General features: G+C 67.2%; 16 protein-coding genes and 1 riboswitch. Of the genes, 7 read left to right on the top strand and 9 right to left on the bottom strand.

Annotated features, from left to right (window positions below; genetic code table 11):
* Positions 1–31 precede the first annotated feature (31 nt).
* Genes CCR98_RS01215 through CCR98_RS01205 form a run of 3 tightly spaced genes read right to left on the bottom strand, consistent with a single transcriptional unit; the run spans position 32 to position 1,271 of the window.
* Positions 32–388 carry a DUF3168 domain-containing protein gene (locus CCR98_RS01215; protein WP_087921203.1) on the bottom strand — a complete coding sequence of 119 codons (357 nt, stop codon included), beginning with the start codon at positions 386–388 and terminating at the stop codon, positions 32–34.
* A 23-nt stretch (positions 389–411) separates the two neighbouring features.
* Positions 412–762, bottom strand: a complete 351-nt coding sequence (locus CCR98_RS01210) for a head-tail adaptor protein (protein ID WP_087921202.1) — start codon at positions 760–762, stop codon at positions 412–414.
* Positions 759–1,271 (bottom strand): head-tail connector protein, encoded by a 513-nt coding sequence (locus tag CCR98_RS01205; protein ID WP_087921201.1) that lies wholly within the window; start codon positions 1,269–1,271, stop codon positions 759–761. The genes CCR98_RS01210 and CCR98_RS01205 overlap by 4 nt, the downstream gene beginning before the upstream one ends.
* Positions 1,272–1,648: 377 nt before the next feature.
* Here CCR98_RS01205 and CCR98_RS01200 point away from each other — a divergent pair, with 377 nt between their 5' ends.
* Positions 1,649–2,605 carry a cation transporter gene (locus tag CCR98_RS01200; RefSeq protein WP_087921200.1) on the top strand — a complete coding sequence of 319 codons (957 nt, stop codon included), beginning with the start codon at positions 1,649–1,651 and terminating at the stop codon, positions 2,603–2,605.
* 111 nt (positions 2,606–2,716) lie between these two features.
* Positions 2,717–3,142, top strand: coding sequence for an organic hydroperoxide resistance protein (locus CCR98_RS01195; protein WP_004153735.1), 426 nt, complete (start codon positions 2,717–2,719; stop codon positions 3,140–3,142).
* Between the two features lie 143 nt (positions 3,143–3,285).
* On the opposite strand, the gene mmsB is transcribed toward CCR98_RS01195, so the two are convergent.
* From mmsB to CCR98_RS01170, 5 genes are read right to left on the bottom strand one after another with little or no spacing between them, the layout of a single operon-like run.
* Positions 3,286–4,176: a 3-hydroxyisobutyrate dehydrogenase gene (mmsB, locus tag CCR98_RS01190; protein ID WP_087921199.1), complete on the bottom strand. Its 891-nt coding sequence runs from the start codon at positions 4,174–4,176 to the stop codon at positions 3,286–3,288.
* On the bottom strand, positions 4,173–5,348 hold the full coding sequence (locus CCR98_RS01185) for an enoyl-CoA hydratase/isomerase family protein (RefSeq protein ID WP_087921198.1): 1,176 nt from the start codon (positions 5,346–5,348) through the stop codon (positions 4,173–4,175). The genes mmsB and CCR98_RS01185 overlap by 4 nt, the downstream gene beginning before the upstream one ends.
* Positions 5,345–6,142: an enoyl-CoA hydratase gene (locus CCR98_RS01180; protein WP_087921197.1), complete on the bottom strand. Its 798-nt coding sequence runs from the start codon at positions 6,140–6,142 to the stop codon at positions 5,345–5,347. The genes CCR98_RS01185 and CCR98_RS01180 overlap by 4 nt, the downstream gene beginning before the upstream one ends.
* Positions 6,139–7,305 carry an acyl-CoA dehydrogenase family protein gene (locus CCR98_RS01175; protein WP_087921196.1) on the bottom strand — a complete coding sequence of 389 codons (1,167 nt, stop codon included), beginning with the start codon at positions 7,303–7,305 and terminating at the stop codon, positions 6,139–6,141. The genes CCR98_RS01180 and CCR98_RS01175 overlap by 4 nt, the downstream gene beginning before the upstream one ends.
* A 14-nt stretch (positions 7,306–7,319) precedes the next feature.
* Positions 7,320–8,825 carry a CoA-acylating methylmalonate-semialdehyde dehydrogenase gene (locus CCR98_RS01170; protein ID WP_049399840.1) on the bottom strand — a complete coding sequence of 502 codons (1,506 nt, stop codon included), beginning with the start codon at positions 8,823–8,825 and terminating at the stop codon, positions 7,320–7,322.
* A gap of 115 nt (positions 8,826–8,940) precedes the next feature.
* Between CCR98_RS01170 and CCR98_RS01165 the strand changes: the two genes are divergently transcribed.
* Positions 8,941–10,308, top strand: coding sequence for a short-chain fatty acyl-CoA regulator family protein (locus tag CCR98_RS01165; protein ID WP_087921195.1), 1,368 nt, complete (start codon positions 8,941–8,943; stop codon positions 10,306–10,308).
* A gap of 350 nt (positions 10,309–10,658) precedes the next feature.
* On the opposite strand, the gene CCR98_RS01160 is transcribed toward CCR98_RS01165, so the two are convergent.
* A complete protein-coding gene (locus CCR98_RS01160) occupies positions 10,659–12,551 on the bottom strand; it encodes a patatin-like phospholipase family protein (protein ID WP_087921194.1) in 1,893 nt (630 codons plus the stop codon).
* Positions 12,552–12,739: 188 nt separating this feature from the next.
* Here CCR98_RS01160 and CCR98_RS01155 point away from each other — a divergent pair, with 188 nt between their 5' ends.
* From CCR98_RS01155 to pncA, 4 genes are all read left to right on the top strand, one after another.
* A complete protein-coding gene (locus CCR98_RS01155) occupies positions 12,740–13,795 on the top strand; it encodes a bifunctional nicotinamide-nucleotide adenylyltransferase/Nudix hydroxylase (protein ID WP_087921193.1) in 1,056 nt (351 codons plus the stop codon).
* 64 nt (positions 13,796–13,859) lie between these two features.
* Entirely contained in the window at positions 13,860–15,269 is a 1,410-nt protein-coding gene (locus CCR98_RS01150) for a nicotinate phosphoribosyltransferase (RefSeq protein WP_087921192.1), read from the top strand.
* A gap of 97 nt (positions 15,270–15,366) precedes the next feature.
* Positions 15,367–15,560: riboswitch (cobalamin riboswitch) on the top strand.
* A gap of 156 nt (positions 15,561–15,716) precedes the next feature.
* Positions 15,717–16,388 (top strand): epoxyqueuosine reductase QueH, encoded by a 672-nt coding sequence (locus CCR98_RS01145; RefSeq protein ID WP_049415804.1) that lies wholly within the window; start codon positions 15,717–15,719, stop codon positions 16,386–16,388.
* 55 nt (positions 16,389–16,443) lie between these two features.
* Positions 16,444–17,070: a bifunctional nicotinamidase/pyrazinamidase gene (pncA, locus tag CCR98_RS01140; protein ID WP_087921191.1), complete on the top strand. Its 627-nt coding sequence runs from the start codon at positions 16,444–16,446 to the stop codon at positions 17,068–17,070.
* The last annotated feature ends 53 nt before the right edge of the window (positions 17,071–17,123 follow it).

The following is a 17,123-nucleotide window of genomic DNA, read 5'->3' as shown; positions in this document are numbered from 1 at the left end:
CCGGGCTGGGGTGTTGCGCGGGTGATGCGGTTTACAGGTCGACGTACCACAGGCCGAAATCGAGCCGCGCGCCGTACTTGTGCAGTGCCGGCTCGTGCACGCCGATTGCAGCGCCGAACGACTCGGCGGTCGGCAGTCCTGCGCAGACCTGATCCTCAATCTCCCGGATCAGGGTGTTGGCCTGGGCACGACTGTCTGCCCAGACGGTCAGCTGCACGCGAGCGTGCTTCTGTTCGGGAGTGGAACCTTCGTTGAACCACACGGACTGTCCACCCATCTGCTGGTAGACGGCACACGGGTAGATGACCGGTTCCGGTGGGACGTCGGGATACAGCCGGCCCTGCAGCAGCGGGGCCAGCAGCGCGTGCAGCTGTGCTTCGTAACTCATCGCGGTGTCCTGGTTGGCGTCGCTCAGGCAGTGCCTGACGACTGTTCGGTGAACAGCACCGTGCTCTGGCGCCGGCTGAAGTCGGGAGCAACGCCGGTGATGTTGAAAACGCGACCGTCATGCACGATGCGCATGCCGACGTGGATACCGGCCTGTCGTGCGGACCCCAGACGGACATGGAACCGCTGGCGCCGGATCGTTGCCGGCAGGCGGCTTTCCAGCGTCAGCCGCTGCATGCTGTCGGCTGCATCGGCGGTGATGGCGGCCCACAGTTCGGCCACCGGCTGCCACGCGTCCAGCGGCTGCCCCCAGGCATCGAGCTGGCCGTTCTGGCGCTCGATGCGGATGCGGCGATTGAAGTGGCCGGCGTTCATGGCGTTGCGGCCGGTCGGTACGGATCGAGCAGTGCGGCCACGCCGAACGGCAGCTCCATTGCAATGGCGGCAGTACCTGCGTGGTCGTCAAGCATCTGCGCAGAGACAACCACGGCTTCGCGGTGGGCGTACAGGTGGCCCAGCAGCAGGCGCACCGCTGCACGGATGCTGTCGTTGGCGGGCATGCCCAGCAGCAGGCGTGCACTGCGCGCGGTCGCCACGGCCAGGCGGCGATCGGCCACATCCCGCATGGCCTTGGCCTTGGCCGCATTGGTCTCGGCATTGGCGGCGGCAACCGCGGCTTCATGCCCGGTCACCGCCGCCGCCATGTCCTGCGGCAGCTGGTCCAGTGCCTGGTCCAGCCCGGTCTGGTCGGCGTACAGTTCGCGGCCCAGGTAGGCTGCGGCCGCGTCGCTGGCTGCTGCCAGCAGGTCACCCAGGATGGTGTCGTCAAAGTCGCCGTCGATACGGCAGTGCGCGCGGCACTGCTCAAGGGTCAGCAGGGGCATCGAATCCTCCTTCGTTGATGGATGTGGAGTGCCCCGACCTGCGCGCACGGCGGCGCCCCACGCGGTCAGCAGGACGGCGCGGGAAAAGCAGGATCGGGGCGGAAAACAGAACGGTCGCGACAGGAACGTCAGGGCCGGTGGCGATGGCATCGCAGCGCGCGATGGCGTAAACGAAAGAAGCCCCCGGGATCACCGGAGGCTTCTATGTCATCGTGGTACAAACGATACGCTTCGGGTGTGCACCCGTCAATCCGCAAACGGTTACCAGTCCGGTGACTTTCCCAGGCGCTGTACGGCTGCGGTCACGGCGGCATGCTGCAGGCTGGATAGAATGGCAACGCGCTGCTCCCGCAGCCCATTTCCCGCTGGATTCCCGCATGCCTGCCACCCCCGAACGCTTCTTCGATGCGCGTACCGAACAAGGCGTGCTGCGCCTGTCCATCGCAGGCTCACTGCTGCTGGCCGCGGCAGCGGTGGTGTTCGGCCTGCTGGCCAATTCCTCGCTGATCATCTTCGATGGCATCTACGGCCTGATCGATGTGGTGATGACCTGGCTGTCATTGCTGGTCGCGCGGCTGATCGCTCTATCCACCAGCAGCGATGCGCTGCAGTCGCGGCTCAACCAGCGCTTCACCATGGGCTTCTGGCACCTGGAGCCGATCGTGCTGGGGGTGAGCGGCACATTGATGATCGGCGCGGCGCTGTATGCACTGGTCAATGCGGTGGATGCACTGATGTCCGGTGGCCGCCACATCGCGCTCGGTCCGGCCATCGCCTTCGCCGGGTTGTCGATCGTCGGCGAAGGTGCGCTGGCCTGGTTCGTGCTGCGTGCCAACCGCCGCATCGGTTCGGAGTTCATCGCGCTGGACGCGAAGAACTGGGTGATCGCCGCCAGCATGTCGGCCTGCTACCTGCTGGCCTTCCTCGGCGGTGTGCTGGTGCGCGGCACCTCGCTGGCCTGGGTCGGGCCCTACATCGACCCGGCGATCCTCGCCTTCGTCTGCGTGCTGGTGATGATCGCCCCGCTGGGCACCGTGCGCCGTGCGCTGGCCGGCATCCTGCTGGTCACCCCGCCGGAACTGCAGGCGCATGTGGACACGGTGGCACACGCGATCGTGGCCAAGCATGGCTTCGTCGAGCATCGCAGCTACGTGGCGCAGGTGGGGCGTGGCGAGCAGATCGAGCTGTTCTTCGTGGTGCCGGAAAACGACCCGCCGCGGCCCTTGGTGGAATGGGACCTGCTGCGCGACGAGATCGGCGATGCGCTGGGCGAGGCCTCGCCGGACCGCTGGCTGACCATCATGTTCACCACCGACCGTGAGTGGACGATCTAGGCTGGCAGGACGATCAATCAAGTTTTTCGGACGCATTGCAACCCAACGTACGCAGAAACCAGGCAAAGTAGGCTCCAACGCAATACCCACCCACTGACCAGGAGCATCACGATGTCCATCGAAAAGGTTCTGTATACCGCCCAGGCCACCTCTACCGGCGGCCGTGAAGGCCGTTCCGTCTCGTCCGACAACGTGCTGGATATCCAGCTGTCGACCCCGCGCGAGCTGGGTGGCGCCGGCGGCCCGGGCACCAACCCGGAACAGCTGTTCGCCGCTGGCTACTCGGCCTGCTTCCTGGGTGCGCTGAAGTTCGTGGCCGGCCAGGCCAAGGTCGCGCTGCCGGCCGACACCACTGTCACCGGCAAGGTCGGCATCGGCCAGATCCCGACCGGTTTCGGCATCGAAGCCGAGCTGACCATCAACGTGCCGGGCGTGCCGCGCGAGCAGGTGGAAGAGCTGGTGCAGAAGGCGCACATCGTGTGCCCGTACTCGAATGCCACCCGCGGCAACATCGACGTGACGCTGATCGTTGCCTGATGCGGTGATGCCGGCCAGCGGCCGGCACTACCACTGCAGAAAAAAATGGGCGGATGCCGGTCGAAACCGAACATCCGCCCATCCCACCTTCGTTGTCCCGCACGGGGGCATGAGGTTGCCGGCCAGCGGCCGGCGCTACCAGGTCACTTCTCGCTCGTGATGAGCTGCACGACGCTGGAGAAATCCAGCTTGCCGCGGCCGGCCTGGTGATTCATCGAGTACAGGTTCCGGGCCACTTCGCCCAGCGGAATCGAAGCGCCGACACTCATCGCCGCTTCCACCGCCAGGCCCATGTCCTTCAGCATCAGATCACTGCCGAAACCGCCGCTGTAGCCGCGCGAAGCCGGGGCGTTTTCCAGCACGCCCGGCCACGGGTTGCACACTTCGGTGGCCCAGCTGCGGCCGGTGCTGACCGCCATCATCTGCGACAGCACCTTCGGGTCCAGCCCGTGCGCCACGCCGAGTGCGATGGCTTCGCCGGTGACGGCCATGATCACGCCCAGCGCCATGTTGTTGCACAGCTTGGCCACCTGGCCGGCACCGCTGGCGCCCACGTGGAAGATGTTCTTGCCCATTGCCTGCAGCACCGGGCGAGCGCGCTCCAGCGCGTCCTCCTCGCCACCAACGATGAAGGTCAGGGTGCCTGCCTGGGCGCCGGCGGTACCGCCGGATACCGGCGCGTCGATCATCTGCAGGCCACGCGCGGCGGCGGCCTCAGAGACCTTGCGGGCGCTGGCCGGGGCGATCGTGCTGCAGTCGATGACCAGCGCACCGGTCGGGATCGCGGCGAGGATGCCGTCGTCGCCCAGGTACACGCCTTCGACGTGGCGGCTGGCCGGCAGCATCGAGATCACCACCTCGGCATCGGCCAGGGTTTCGCGCGCCGATGCGGCCGCGCTGGCACCGGCATCGACGGCAGCCTGCACCGCGGCCGGAACCAGATCGAACACGCGCACGCTGTGGCCGTTCTTGACCAGGTTGGCGGCCATCGGGCCACCCATGTTGCCCAACCCGATGAATGCAATGTGGCTCATGCAAGGCTCCTTTCAACAAGGGGAGTGCCCAGGTCGGCCAGCGGATGCGCGGCATCGGCCCAGGGGGAAGCGAAGAAGGTGTCGGCCCACGCGCCGGTGGCCTCGGCCAGGGTGGCCGGGTTCCACTGCGGATTGCGGTCCTTGTCGATCAGCAACGCGCGGATGCCTTCGGCGAAATCACCGTGGGCGGCGCAATGCAGGGCGACGATGTACTCCAGTCGATAGATCGCGGCCAGATCCTGGCCGGCACTGCGGCGCTGCAGCTCGTACGACAACCGTGCCGAACCCGATGCACCGGCGGCGAGAGTCTTCTGTGCCGCCTGCAACCAAGCATCGTCGGTCTGCAGACCGGCGATGCGCGCGACGATCGCTTCAAGGTCATCGCCTTCGCACAGCGCATCGACCTGCGCCGCGTTGGCCAGCAACGGACCGGTCGCGGCATCGCTGGCATGCGATTGCAGCAGATGGCTGAGCCGCTCGTGGTTGTGCGCGGCATCGCCCGACCAGGCCACCTGCAGCAGTGCATCGAACACCGCGCTGCGGCGTTCTTCGGCCACATGCACGTCGGCCAGGCCGGCGTAGATTGCATCGCCCGGATTGAGCAGCGCGCCGGTCAGCGCCAGGAACAGGCCGCCCTTGCCCGGCACACGCGGCAACAGCCAGCTGCCACCCACATCGGGGAACAGGCCGACGGTGATTTCCGGGAAGGCCAGCTTGGAGCGCTCACTGACCACGCGGTGGCTGGCGCCGGACATCAGGCCGATGCCGCCGCCCATCACGATGCCGTGGCCCCAGCACAGGATGGGCTTGGCGTAGGTGTGGATGAGGTAATCGACGCGGTACTCGACGTCGAAGAACTCGGCCGCGTAGTCGTTCTCGCGGATGTCGCGGCGGCCGGCCTCGCGGAAGGCGACCATGCTCTTGTACAGGCTGTGCAGGTCACCGCCGGCGCAGAACGCCTTTTCGCCGGCGCCCTGCAGCACCACCATGGCGATGCCATCGTCGTCGGCCCAGGCATTCAACTGCTTCAGCAGCAGGTGCGCCATCGGCAGCGAGAAACCGTTGAGCGTACGCGGCGCATTGAGCGTGGCGATGCCGATGCGCGTGCCGTTGCCGGCCACGCGCTCTTCGAACAGCACCGGTGCTTCGTCGGCAGCGGTGTCGGTGCTCATGCGTTCTTCCACTGCGCGGCGCGCTTTTCCAGGAAGGCGGTCACGCCCTCGACCTGGTCGGCGGTGTCGAACAGGTCGACGAAGGCTTCGCGCTCGGCCACCAGCGCCGAGGCGTGGGTGCCGGTGCGGGTGGCCTGCACCAGGGTCTTGCAGGCGGCGATGCTGGTCGGGCTCTGCTTGCCGGCCTTCTTCGCCCATTCCAGTGCCAGCGCCTTGGCTTCGCCCTTGCCGACCTTTTCTTCGGCCAGGCCAATGCGCAGTGCGGTCTCGGCATTGATGCGCTCGCCCAGCAGGATCATGCGCTTGGCCCAACCCTCGCCGACCAGGCGCGGCAGGTTCTGGGTACCACCGGCGCACGGCAGCAGGCCGACGGTGGCCTCTGGCAACGCGACCTGGGCATGGTCTTCGATGATGCGCAGGTCACAGGCCAGCGCGCATTCCAGGCCACCGCCCATGGCATAGCCGTTGATCGCGGCGATCGACACGCCACGGAAACCGGACAGGGCCTCGAAGGCTTCACCGAAGCGGCGCGCGGCTTCACGTGCAGCGGCCTTGTCGCCGGAGGCGAACTGGTTGAGGTCGGCACCGGCGGAGAAGAATTTCTCGCCGTCACCGGTGATCACCAGCGCGTAGATGTCGCGGTCTGCGTTGAGCGCGCCCACCAGGTCGCGCAGCGCCGACAGGCTGTGCACGGTCCAGGTATGCGCCGGCGGGTTGTTCAGGGTGACCACGGCGGTGTGGCCATCCACCTCCACCTTCAGGCCCACGTGCTCCTGGGTACGCCAATCCTTCATCGCAGTTCCTCTTCGGTGTTGAGCAGGTGACGGGCAACGATCACCCGCATGATCTCGTTGGTGCCTTCCAGGATCTGGTGCACGCGGCAGTCACGCAGCAGGCGCTCGATCGGGTATTCGCGGATGTAGCCGTAGCCACCGTGGATCTGCAGTGCTTCGTTGCAGACGTTGAAACCGGCATCGGTGGCGAAGCGCTTGGCCATCGCGCACCACACGTTGGCATCGCTGGCACCGGCATCGAGCTTGCGCGCCGCGGTGTGCACCATCTGCCGTGCAGCCACCAGCTGGGTGACCATGTCGGCCAGCTTGAACTGCAGTGCCTGGAACTCGGCCAGCGCCTTGCCGAACTGGCGGCGCTCGCCCATGTAGCGGCGCGCGGCATCCAGCGCGCCCTGCGCCGCACCCAGCGAGCAGGCGGCAATGTTGATGCGGCCGCCGTCCAGCCCCTTCATCGCCAGCTTGAAGCCGCCACCTTCCTCTCCCAGAAGGTGGCTGACCGGCACGCGGACGTTTTCGAAGGTGATGCCACGGGTAGGCTGGCTGTTCCAGCCCATCTTCTCTTCCTTGCGGCCGAAGCTGATGCCCGGCAGGTCCGCCGGCACCGCAATGGCGCTGACACCGCCGGCACCGGCACCACCGGTACGCGCCATCACCACCAGCAGCTCGGTGGCACCGGCGCCGGAAATGAAGGCCTTCGAGCCGTTCAGCACATAGAAGTCACCGTCGCGCACGGCGGTGGTCTTCAGCGAGGCCGCATCGGAACCTGCACCCGGTTCGGTCAGGCAGTACGAAGCCAGCTTGCTGCCCGAAGACAGGTCGGTGCCCCACGCATCGCGCAGTGCCGGCTGGCCCCACTTGGACACCATCCACGAGGCCATGTTGTGGATGCTGATGTACGCCGCCGTCGACGGATCGACGCTGGCGAGCTCCTCGATGACGACGGCGGCGTCCAGTCGGCTCAGGCCGCTGCCGCCCACTTCCGGGTCCATGTACAGACCGCAGAAGCCCAGTTCACCGGCCTTGGCGATCGCCTCGCGCGGAAAGATGCCCTCCGCATCCCATCGCGCGGCGTGCGGCGCCAGTTCGGCCTGTGCGAAGTCGCGCGCCGCCTCGCGGTACGCCTGCTGCGCTTCTTCCAGTTCCGTCGTCATCGAGTGGCTCATGGCTGCTCCTGCCGTTACTTCAGGCTGATCGTGGTGTTGACGCCATGGCTGAGCGTCTCGTCATCGAACCAGCGCGCGGTGACCGTCTTGGTCTGGGTGTAGAACAGCACCACCTGCTTGCCGTACGGGCCCAGATCGCCCAGCTTGGAGGCGCGCGAACCGGTGAACGAGAACAGCGGCACCGGCACCGGGATCGGCACGTTGATGCCGACCTGGCCGACGTCGATGTCTTCCTGGAACTTGCGCGCGGCGGCGCCGGACTGGGTGAACAGTGCGGTGCCGTTGCCGTTCGGGTTGCTGTTGACCATCGCGATGGCTTCTTCCAGCGTCTCTGCTTCGAGGATGACCAGCACCGGCCCGAAGATTTCTTCCTGGTAGATGCGCATGTCGGTGGTGACACCGGCAAAGATGGTCGGGCCGACGAAGTTGCCCTTCTCGAAACCATCGACCTGCGGCTTGCGGCCATCGAGCACCAGCTTGGCGCCCTGCTCCACGCCCGAGGCGATCAGGCCTTCCACGCGCTCGCGGGCGCTGCAGGAAATGACCGGGCCCACATCGGTGCCGGCCACGGTGCCGCCGCTGACCTTCAGGGTCTTGGCCTTGGTGACCAGGTCCTGCACCCAGTTGCGTGCTTCACCGACCAGCACCAGGGTGGAGGCAGCCATGCAGCGCTGGCCCGCGGCACCGAAGGCGGCACCGACCATCGCGTTGAGGGTCTGCTCCTTGTTGGCGTCCGGCAGCACCACGGCGTGGTTCTTGGCGCCCATCATGCACTGCACGCGCTTGCCGGCCAGCGAGGCACGGTTGTACACGTGGGTGCCGACGCGGGTGGAACCGACGAACGACACCGCCTTGATGTCCGGGTGGTCGCAGATCGCGTTGACCACTTCCTCGCCGCCGTGGACGACGTTCAGCACGCCCTTCGGAATACCGGCTTCCAACGCCAGTTCGACCAGGCGCATGGTGACCATCGGGTCCTGCTCGGACGGCTTGAGGATGAAGGTGTTGCCCGTTGCAATCGCCATCGGGAACATCCACAGCGGGATCATCGCCGGGAAGTTGAACGGGGTGATGCCGGCGCACACGCCCAGCGGCTGCATGATCGTGTAGGTGTCCACGCCATTGGCCACGTTGTTGGCCAGCTCGCCCAGCTGCAGGTTGCCGATGGCGGCGGCGTGCTCGACCACTTCCAGGCCACGGAATACATCGCCTTCGGCGTCCGGCAGGGTCTTGCCCTGTTCGGCGGTGAGGATGTGCGCCAGCTCGCTCATGTTCTCGCGGATCAGCTGCTGGTACTTCAGGAAGATGCGCGCCCGGGTGCCGATCGGGGTCTTGCGCCAGGTCTTGAAGGCTTCCTTGGCGGCGGCGACAGCGGCGTCCACTTCGCCGGTGGTGGCGAACGGCACCTTGGCCAGCACGTCCTGGGTGGCCGGATTGATCACGTCCTGCCAGTGGGAGGTGGCCGATTCAACGAACTGGCCATCGATCAGCATGCGGATACGGGGCGCTGCAACAGTCATGACGACAATCCCACAGGGTGCGAAAGATGCTTGGCATTATTCACAGCACCAACCTCGATTTCCGGGCTGAATCCGCTTAATCTGGCCAACACGCCAGACGATTCATGTTAATTCTGTGAATTATTCAGCCCCCCAGCGACAACTTGGCCTGCGCCTGCTGCGGCTGCGCGAGCAGCGCGGCTACAGCCAGGCCGACTTGGCACGGGCGCTGGGGCTGTCGGCCAGCTACCTGAACCAGATCGAGCGCAACAAGCGCCCGCTCACGCCGGCCGTGCAGAAGAAGCTGGGCGAGGTGTTGGGCGATGTTTCCTCCCTGTTCGACGACGATGAGCCCGCCGCGCTGCAGGAAGCGTTGGGTGAAACCCTGCGCGACCTGGGCCTGGCCGAGGTCAGCGCGACCGAACTGCGCGCGCTGGCCGGCAACCTGCCGCAGGTCAGCCGCGCCCTGCTGGACCTGCATCGCCGCCACCTGGCGCTGCGCGAGCATGCCGCCGCACTGGAATTCCAGCTGGGCGAGCCCGGCGCCGGCAGCACCCTGCCGGTCGGCGACCAGGTGCGCGAATTCTTCAACCGCATGCACAACCACATTCCCGAGCTGGACGAGCTGGCCGAGAAGCTGTTCGCCGAATGGGGGTTGTCGCCCGGGCATGTGGCACCGCGGCTGCGCCAGCTGCTGGCCGACCGCCATGGCGTGCTGGTGGAAGTGGCCGCACTGCAGGCCGGGCGCGAGAAGCGGCAATACGATGCCAGTTCGCGGCGGCTGTGGCTGCCCGATTACCTGGAGCCCGGCCAGCAGGCGTTCCAGATGGCGGCCGAACTGGCCCTTCGCGGGTACCTGCCGCAGATCGATGCGGTGGTGGCGCGCGCCGGGTTCACCGATGACGCGCGCATCGCGCAGGCGCGGATCGGTCTTTCCAACTATTTCGCCGGCGCGCTGGTGATGCCGTACATGCGCTTCCTGCGTGCGGCCGAAACCAGCAGTTACGACATCGAACTGCTGGCGCATCAGTTCGGCGTCGGCTTCGAAGCGGTCTGCCATCGGCTGAGCACGCTGGCGCGGCGCAGCGCGCCCGGGCTGCCGTTCTTCTTCATCCGCGTGGACCGCGCCGGCAATGTGTCCAAGCGCCATTCGGCCACCGATTTCCATTTCTCACAGGTGGGCGGTTCGTGCCCGCTGTGGATCGTCTACGAGGCGTTCAACCAGCCCGGCCGCATCCTCACCCAGACCGCGCGCATGCCCGATGGGCGCCGCCATTTCTGGCTGGCACGGCAGGTCAGCAGCGGTCCGGTCGGCCATGGCCAGCCACGCAAGACCTTCGCGGTAGCGCTGGGCTGCGATCTGCAGCATGCCGAGCGGCTGGTGTATTCACTGGGGCTGGATGTGCAGAGCCCGGGCAATTCGGTATCGATCGGCCCCGGGTGCCGGGTGTGCCCGCGCGAGGACTGTATGCAGCGTGCGTTCGCGCAGTTGCCGGGGCGGTAGAGGCTTCGGCAGGGCTGCGCCCTGCGCCTGCCGAAGCCGAAGCAACAGCAACAGCAACAGCAACAGCTGGCATTCCGTGGGATGGCGGGGCGGTGTCGGATTGCGGGGACGCCGTGAACCCGTCCCTGGGGGCTTGGCCGCGGCATCCATGCCGCGGACACCCCGCAATCCGACACCACCCCGCCTTCGACAGGTTCATGCCATCTGTCGGAACGACGTATTGCCCTGGTAGGTGTCGACCTTGGTCGACACGGTAGATCCACGCCATGCGTGGATGCTCTTCGATGAATGTTCGAAATATTCGATCTCGATGGGGTTCCATCCACGCATGGCGTGGATCTACTACCGGGTCAGTAGATCGGCGTGACCTTCATCTGCGGCAACGGACGCGGTGCGCCGTCAGTAAGGTCCGGGCCGAGGTCTTCCCAGGTACGTCCCTGCTCGACCATCAAGCCCCACAGCTGCTGCGAGGCCAGACGCTTGTCTTCCGAACCCAGCTTGTACGACGGCGGCGTCGGCTGGCCACTGGCAACCATCGAGTACGCTGCGCGGTAGGCCAGCACCTGCTGCGCCGAATCATCGGTGCGCGCCACTTCCAGCGTGTAGCGCTGGTAGGCCGAGGCCAGGTTGCGCCAGCGGATCCAGTAGTGGTTCTCGAACGAGAACGAACAGAAGCGCGCACCGGCCAGGCTGCCCTTGTCGGCGATGCGGGTCAGCACCTCCTGCGGCATGTCCAGGTTCATGCCGCCCTCGTCGCCCTGCAGGCTGACGTGCACGATGCGGTCGCGGTAGCCCGGCGCACGCGCCTGCAGCAGGTCGCGCCAGTTCTGCATGGTCGCCACCACCGCGAACAGGAAACGACCCAGCTCCGCCGCGGCCAGCGGCGTGGCAATCGACTGGTAGGTGCGCTGCCAGCCGTGGCGGTTCTCGGTGGGCAGGAACACGGCATGTTCCAGCGCCTGTCGCCCATCGCTGCCGTGGCTCACGTCTTCGGCATGCTGCGGGTAGACCAGATTGATCGCGAACGTCGGCCAGCGCGGGAGGGCGGCGTCGAACAGGTGGATCGGGAAGTTGCTGCTGATGCCACCATCGGAGAACCAGCAGATGCGGAACGCGGTGATCACCGGGCCGCAGGTCTGCCCGGCACTGGTCAGCCCTTCCATGCTGTCGGCCACGTTGTGCTCCTGGTCGGCCGCAGGCGCGGTCGGTTCGCAGCGGCGTTCGCGGCGCGAGGGCTCATGCAGCGGCACCGCGCTGATCAGCAGCGGGAAGCTCAGGCTCATGCGCGTGGCCACCAGCACCGGCAGCTTCGGGCCCTGTGGCAGGTGGTAGTACTGCCGTCCTTCCACCTCCAGCGGCGGGCCGGCCTGCTTCACCAGCCACTGCACCACGCTGGCGGGGAACAGCTGCTCGAACTCCTCGCGCAGGAACCAGAACTGCGCACCGCCGAGCGGCAGCGTGCGCGGCTCGTTGTGCGACACGCAGGTGGTGATCATCTGCAGGCTGATCGCATGCGGGCTGTCCGGTTCACCGGCATAGCGCGGCGCATCGTGCAGGTCGGCGAAGGTCAGCGGTGCATCCAGCGGCTTGCCGGACAACTGCTGCAGGCACTCATGCAGCCACTCGGTCAACGCCGGCGTGCGCGCATCGCGGCCGAGGCCGCTGCACAGGCCCAGCAGGTTGCGCCGCGCCACCCGCGCTACGCGCAGCGCGGCACCGGCCACACCCGCACCGTACGCGCAAAGCAGTGATGGCAGCAGCGTGGCGGCCACGCCGCTCCAGCCACCGCCCCACCAGCCCAGGCCGAGCAGCAGCGCCAGCGACACCAGCACTTCCAGCGGTGCGATCTCGAACACCGCAACGGCCAGGCACAGCAGTTTGTGCGGCAGGCCGGCATTACCGGTCAGCACCACCAGCAACCGGTAGGCCGCGCGCGCCCCCCGTGCCGGCTGGAACAGGCTGTAGATGAAGCCGCGCCGCGACAGCTGCGCCGACACCGCCGACAGCCCACCGTAGCCGGCATCGCCGGGCAGGTGTTCGCCCGCCTGCTGGCGGCGATCACCGCACGCCGCCGCAGCCGCCACCGCCGCAGCGATGGCACCAGCCGAGGTGCCGCCGATGCTCTTGAAGCGATACTCTCGCGCCAGCGCCAGTACCGCATTGGGGTACACGATGCCGCTGGTGATGCCGCCTTTCATGACCAGATCGCAGTACTTGTCCGCCACTGTCTTGCCCCCGAGCATGCCGTCCGCCGCGTGGGTGCCAGTATGGCGCAGAGGCTTCTCAGGGCCTGAGAACAGCAGCGCGGTCCCGGCAGGAATCTTCGATGTTCAGCCGAAGGCATGCCTGCAGGCTTGACCCGCCCCACCATCGGCGTAGCATCTGCAGCAAGCCAAGGGACAGACCCGCGGCTGCCACAACGACATGAGGGATTCTCATGGAATTCGACTATCTCGTCTTCATCGGGCGATTCGAGCCCTTCCACAACGGCCACGCCGCCGTTGCCCGCCTGGCCCTGAGCCGGGCCCGCAAGCTGATCTTCCTGGTCGGCTCTGCCGATACCCCCCGCAGCCTGCGCAATCCCTGGACCGTGGCCGAACGCGCCGTGATGATCCAGGCCGCCCTCGATGGCCACACCGACCGCCTGCTGATCCGCCCGCTTCGCGACCACCTGTACAACGAAGCGCAGTGGATCGCCAACGTGCAGCGCCAGGTGGCCGAGGCCCTGCGCAACGACGGTGCCGCCGCCGATGCCAGGGTGGGCCTGATCGGCATGGACAAGGACGCCTCCAGCTACTACCTGCGCGAGTTCCCGCAGTGGCCGCTGGTGGACGTGCAGCACACCGCCACCCTGTCGGCCACCGAGCTGCGGCGTTACCTGTTCGAGGCCGGCGACGTCGACTTCCACGGCGCGCTGCTGATGCTGCGTGGCAATGTGCCGGCGCCGGTGTACGACATGCTCGAAGCGTTCCGCAAAAGCGCGCCTGCCTATGGCCAGCTGGTGGCCGAGTACCGCTTCATCGAACAGTACAAGGCCGCCTGGAAGGATGCGCCGTACGCGCCCACCTTCGTCACCACCGATGCGGTGGTGGTGCATTCGGGCCACGTGCTGCTGGTACGACGTCGCTCGGAACCCGGCAGGGGGCTGTGGGCGCTGCCCGGCGGCTTCGTCGGCCAGGAACAGAGCCTGCTCGACAGCTGCCTGCGCGAACTGCGCGAAGAAACCCGGCTGAAGATTCCGCTGCCGGTGTTGAAGGGGTCGCTGAAGGGCCAGCAGGTGTTCGACCACCCCGACCGCAGCCAGCGTGGTCGCACCATCACCCACGGGTTCCACTTCGAGTTTCCGGCCGGTGACCTGCCGCCGGTGCGCGGTGGCGACGACGCCGACAAGGCGCGCTGGATACCGGTGAGTGAAGCGTTGGACATGGGCCCGCAGCTGTTCGAAGACCACCTGCACATCCTGGAGTATTTCCTCGGCCGCGGCTGACCTGCCCGGCCTTCCCACTGGCGGATAGACCGCCGGTGTCACTCGACGCGAAGGAGCTTCCGTCATGCACTACCTCGATAATCTTCTCCTCAACACCGACAGCTACAAGGCCAGTCATTGGCTGCAGTACCCGCCGGGTACCGATGCCACGTTCTTCTACGTGGAATCACGTGGCGGCCTGCACGATCGCACGGTGTTCTTCGGCCTGCAGGCGATCCTCAAGGACGCCCTGGCACGGCCGGTCTCCCACGCCGACATCGACGACGCTGCCGCGGTATTCGCCGCCCATGGCGAGCCGTTCAACGAGGCCGGCTGGCGCGATATCGTCGACCGGCTTGGCGGCCACCTGCCGGTGCGCATCCGCGCCGTGCCCGAGGGCAGCGTGGTGCCCACCCACCAGGCACTGATGACCATTGAATCGACCGATCCGGCCGCGTTCTGGGTGCCGTCCTACCTGGAAACCCTGCTGCTGCGCGTGTGGTACCCGGTCACCGTGGCCACCATCAGCTGGCACGCACGGCAGACCATTGCCGCATTCCTGCAGCAGACCAGCGACGATCCGCAGGGGCAGCTGCCGTTCAAGCTGCACGACTTCGGCGCCCGCGGTGTATCGAGCCTGGAATCGGCGGCGCTGGGCGGTGCCGCGCATCTGGTCAGCTTCCTCGGCACCGATACCGTATCGGCCCTGTGCCTGACGCGCGCGCACTATCACGCGCCAATGGCCGGTTATTCGATCCCCGCCGCCGAGCACAGCACCATCACCAGCTGGGGCCGCGAGCGCGAGGTGGACGCCTACCGCAACATGCTGCGCCAGTTCGGCAAGCCCGGTGCGATCGTGGCGGTGGTATCGGACAGCTATGACATCTACCGCGCGATCAGCGAGCACTGGGGCACGACGCTGCGTGATGAGGTGATCGCCTCGGGCGCCACCCTGGTCATCCGCCCCGACTCGGGCGACCCGGTGGAGGTGGTGGCCGAAAGCCTGCGCCGGCTGGATGAAGCCTTCGGCCACAGCCTCAACGGCAAGGGCTACCGTGTGCTCAACCACGTGCGGGTGATCCAGGGCGATGGCATCAATCCGGACACGATCCGCGCCATCCTGCAGTGCATCACCGACGACGGCTACGCCGCCGACAACGTGGCCTTCGGCATGGGCGGTGCGCTGCTGCAGCGGCTGGACCGCGATACCCAGAAGTTCGCGCTGAAGTGTTCGGCCGCACGGGTGGATGGCGAATGGATTGACGTCTACAAGGACCCGGTCACCGACGCCGGCAAGACCAGCAAGCGCGGCCGCATGCGCCTGCTGCGGCGTCTGGATGACGGCAGCCTGCACACGGTGGCGTTGCCTCCCAGCGGTGACGAAACGCTGCCGACCGGCTTCAAGGACGCGATGGTGACCGTGTGGGAGAACGGCCGCCTGCTGCACGACCAGCGGATGGAGGACATCCGGGCCCGGGCGGCGGCGGGGCATTGAAGGCGTTTCCAGGGTCGGATCCGGTTGCAGCGCAGCGGGCTCTGACCCCTGCGCTCTTGACCCGCGCCACCAACAGGTCCACCGTGCACACGCCGAAGGTATCCCTCCCATCGCTCCGGCGCGGGCAGGGATTTGAACGGGAATCCGGTGAAGGCGCTTCGCGCGCCCATTCCGGAGCTGCCCCGTAGCGGTGAATGGAAACGAATCCTGCCAACAGCACTGGGCGCATGCCTGGGAAGCGGCGGGTAGTAGGTGGGCTGCGGCCCGTGTCCATCAGCCCGAATACCGGCCCCGGCCGGGGGACACGACCGTCCCCTGATTCGACCTGGACTCTCCGCGGGGAGGGTGCCGGGGCCGTCGTCGTCCTGCGCGCGCAGGCGGTGTGGCCGCGCGCGTCCTGTTCACGGTATCCGGCCAGCCCGCTTCCACGCCCTGACGCACCCGACGATGACCGAGTTCCAACGCCCCACCCTGACCCTGCCCGCCGACGGCAAGCGCCTGCTGCTGCATTCATGCTGCGCGCCCTGTTCCGGCGAAGTGATGGAAGCGATCACCGCCTCCGGGATCGACTACGCGATCTTCTTCTACAACCCGAACATCCACCCGGTGAAAGAGTACGAGCTGCGCAAGCAGGAGAACATCCGCTTCGCCGAGCAGCACGGCATTCCGTTCATCGATTGCGACTACGACACCGACAACTGGTTCAGCCGCGCACGCGGCATGGAGAACGAACCCGAGCGCGGCATCCGCTGCACGATGTGCTTCGACATGCGTTTCGAACGCACCGCGCTGTACGCGCACGAACACGGCTACGACACCATCAGTTCGTCGCTGGGCATCTCGCGCTGGAAGAACATGGCGCAGATCAACGACTGCGGCATCCGTGCCGCCTCGCGCTATGAAGGCCTGCAGTACTGGGACTACAACTGGCGCAAGGGCGGCGGTGCCAGCCGCATGATCGAGATCAGCAAGCGCGAGCAGTTCTACCAGCAGGAATACTGCGGCTGCGTGTACTCGCTGCGCGATGCCAACCGCCACCGCCGCGAGAACGGCCGCGAGCGCATCAGGATCGGCCTGCTGTACTACGGACAGGACGCTGGGACGCCGCAGGGCGATTGACGTGTGCGCATGGGGCGGCCACGCTGGTCGCCCCTTCTGTTGTACCGGAACTGCCATGACCGCCCTGCCCGCCGATGTCGCCCTGCTGGTGATCGACCTGCAGCCGGACTTCATGCCCGGGGGCGCCCTGGCCTGCGACCACGGCGATGCGCTGGTGGCCCCCATTGCCGGACTGTTGGCGCAGCGCCGCTACCGCACGGTGGTGGCGACCCAGGACTGGCACCCGGCGGACCATGCCTCGTTCGCCAGCCAGCACCCGGGCCAGCGTCCGTTCGAGACCATCCTGCTGCACGCGCAGCCGCAGACCCTGTGGCCCGACCACTGCGTGCAGGGCAGCGCCGGTGCCGCCCTGCACCCGGGCGTGGACTGGACCACGGCCGACCTGATCCTGCGCAAGGGCACGCGCCAACAGGTGGATTCGTACAGCGCTTTCCGCGAGAACCACGGCCCCGATGGCGAGCGCCCGGCCACCGGCCTGGCCGGCTGGCTGCACGAGCGCCGCATCCGCGAAGTGCACGTATGCGGCCTGGCCCGCGATTACTGCGTGCTGTGGAGCGCGCAGGACGCAGTGAAGTCCGGCTTCCGGGTGAAGTTCCTGTGGGAGCTGACCAAGCCGGTGACCGACGCCAACGACGCGATGGTGCGCGAGGCGCTGGGCAAGGCGGGGATCGCGATCGCCTGAGGCGTGACCGCCGGGCATGGCCCGGCGCTACCGCGCACGTCGCTTATGCCGCT

The sequence above is a fragment of the Stenotrophomonas sp. WZN-1 genome (genome assembly GCF_002192255.1).
Taxonomy (GTDB): Bacteria; Pseudomonadota; Gammaproteobacteria; order Xanthomonadales; family Xanthomonadaceae; genus Stenotrophomonas.
The sequence above is the reverse complement of the archived record's forward strand: the minus strand, read 5'-3'. Positions and strand labels throughout refer to the sequence as shown.

Excerpts from the sequence above, each read along its gene's own strand:
- CCR98_RS01195 (WP_004153735.1), top strand. The coding sequence starts at position 2,717 with ATGTCCATCGAAAAGGTTCTGTATACCGCCCAGGCCACCTCTACCGGC.
- CCR98_RS01150 (WP_087921192.1), top strand. The coding sequence starts at position 13,860 with ATGCACTACCTCGATAATCTTCTCCTCAACACCGACAGCTACAAGGCC.
- CCR98_RS01175 (WP_087921196.1), bottom strand. The coding sequence starts at position 7,305 with ATGAGCCACTCGATGACGACGGAACTGGAAGAAGCGCAGCAGGCGTAC.
- CCR98_RS01205 (WP_087921201.1), bottom strand. The coding sequence starts at position 1,271 with ATGCCCCTGCTGACCCTTGAGCAGTGCCGCGCGCACTGCCGTATCGAC.
- pncA (WP_087921191.1), top strand. The coding sequence starts at position 16,444 with ATGACCGCCCTGCCCGCCGATGTCGCCCTGCTGGTGATCGACCTGCAG.
- CCR98_RS01215 (WP_087921203.1), bottom strand. The coding sequence starts at position 388 with ATGAGTTACGAAGCACAGCTGCACGCGCTGCTGGCCCCGCTGCTGCAG.
- mmsB (WP_087921199.1), bottom strand. The coding sequence starts at position 4,176 with ATGAGCCACATTGCATTCATCGGGTTGGGCAACATGGGTGGCCCGATG.
- CCR98_RS01180 (WP_087921197.1), bottom strand. The coding sequence starts at position 6,142 with ATGAAGGATTGGCGTACCCAGGAGCACGTGGGCCTGAAGGTGGAGGTG.
- CCR98_RS01200 (WP_087921200.1), top strand. The coding sequence starts at position 1,649 with ATGCCTGCCACCCCCGAACGCTTCTTCGATGCGCGTACCGAACAAGGC.
- CCR98_RS01145 (WP_049415804.1), top strand. The coding sequence starts at position 15,717 with ATGACCGAGTTCCAACGCCCCACCCTGACCCTGCCCGCCGACGGCAAG.
- CCR98_RS01170 (WP_049399840.1), bottom strand. The coding sequence starts at position 8,825 with ATGACTGTTGCAGCGCCCCGTATCCGCATGCTGATCGATGGCCAGTTC.
- CCR98_RS01210 (WP_087921202.1), bottom strand. The coding sequence starts at position 762 with ATGAACGCCGGCCACTTCAATCGCCGCATCCGCATCGAGCGCCAGAAC.
- CCR98_RS01160 (WP_087921194.1), bottom strand. The coding sequence starts at position 12,551 with ATGCTCGGGGGCAAGACAGTGGCGGACAAGTACTGCGATCTGGTCATG.
- CCR98_RS01185 (WP_087921198.1), bottom strand. The coding sequence starts at position 5,348 with ATGAGCACCGACACCGCTGCCGACGAAGCACCGGTGCTGTTCGAAGAG.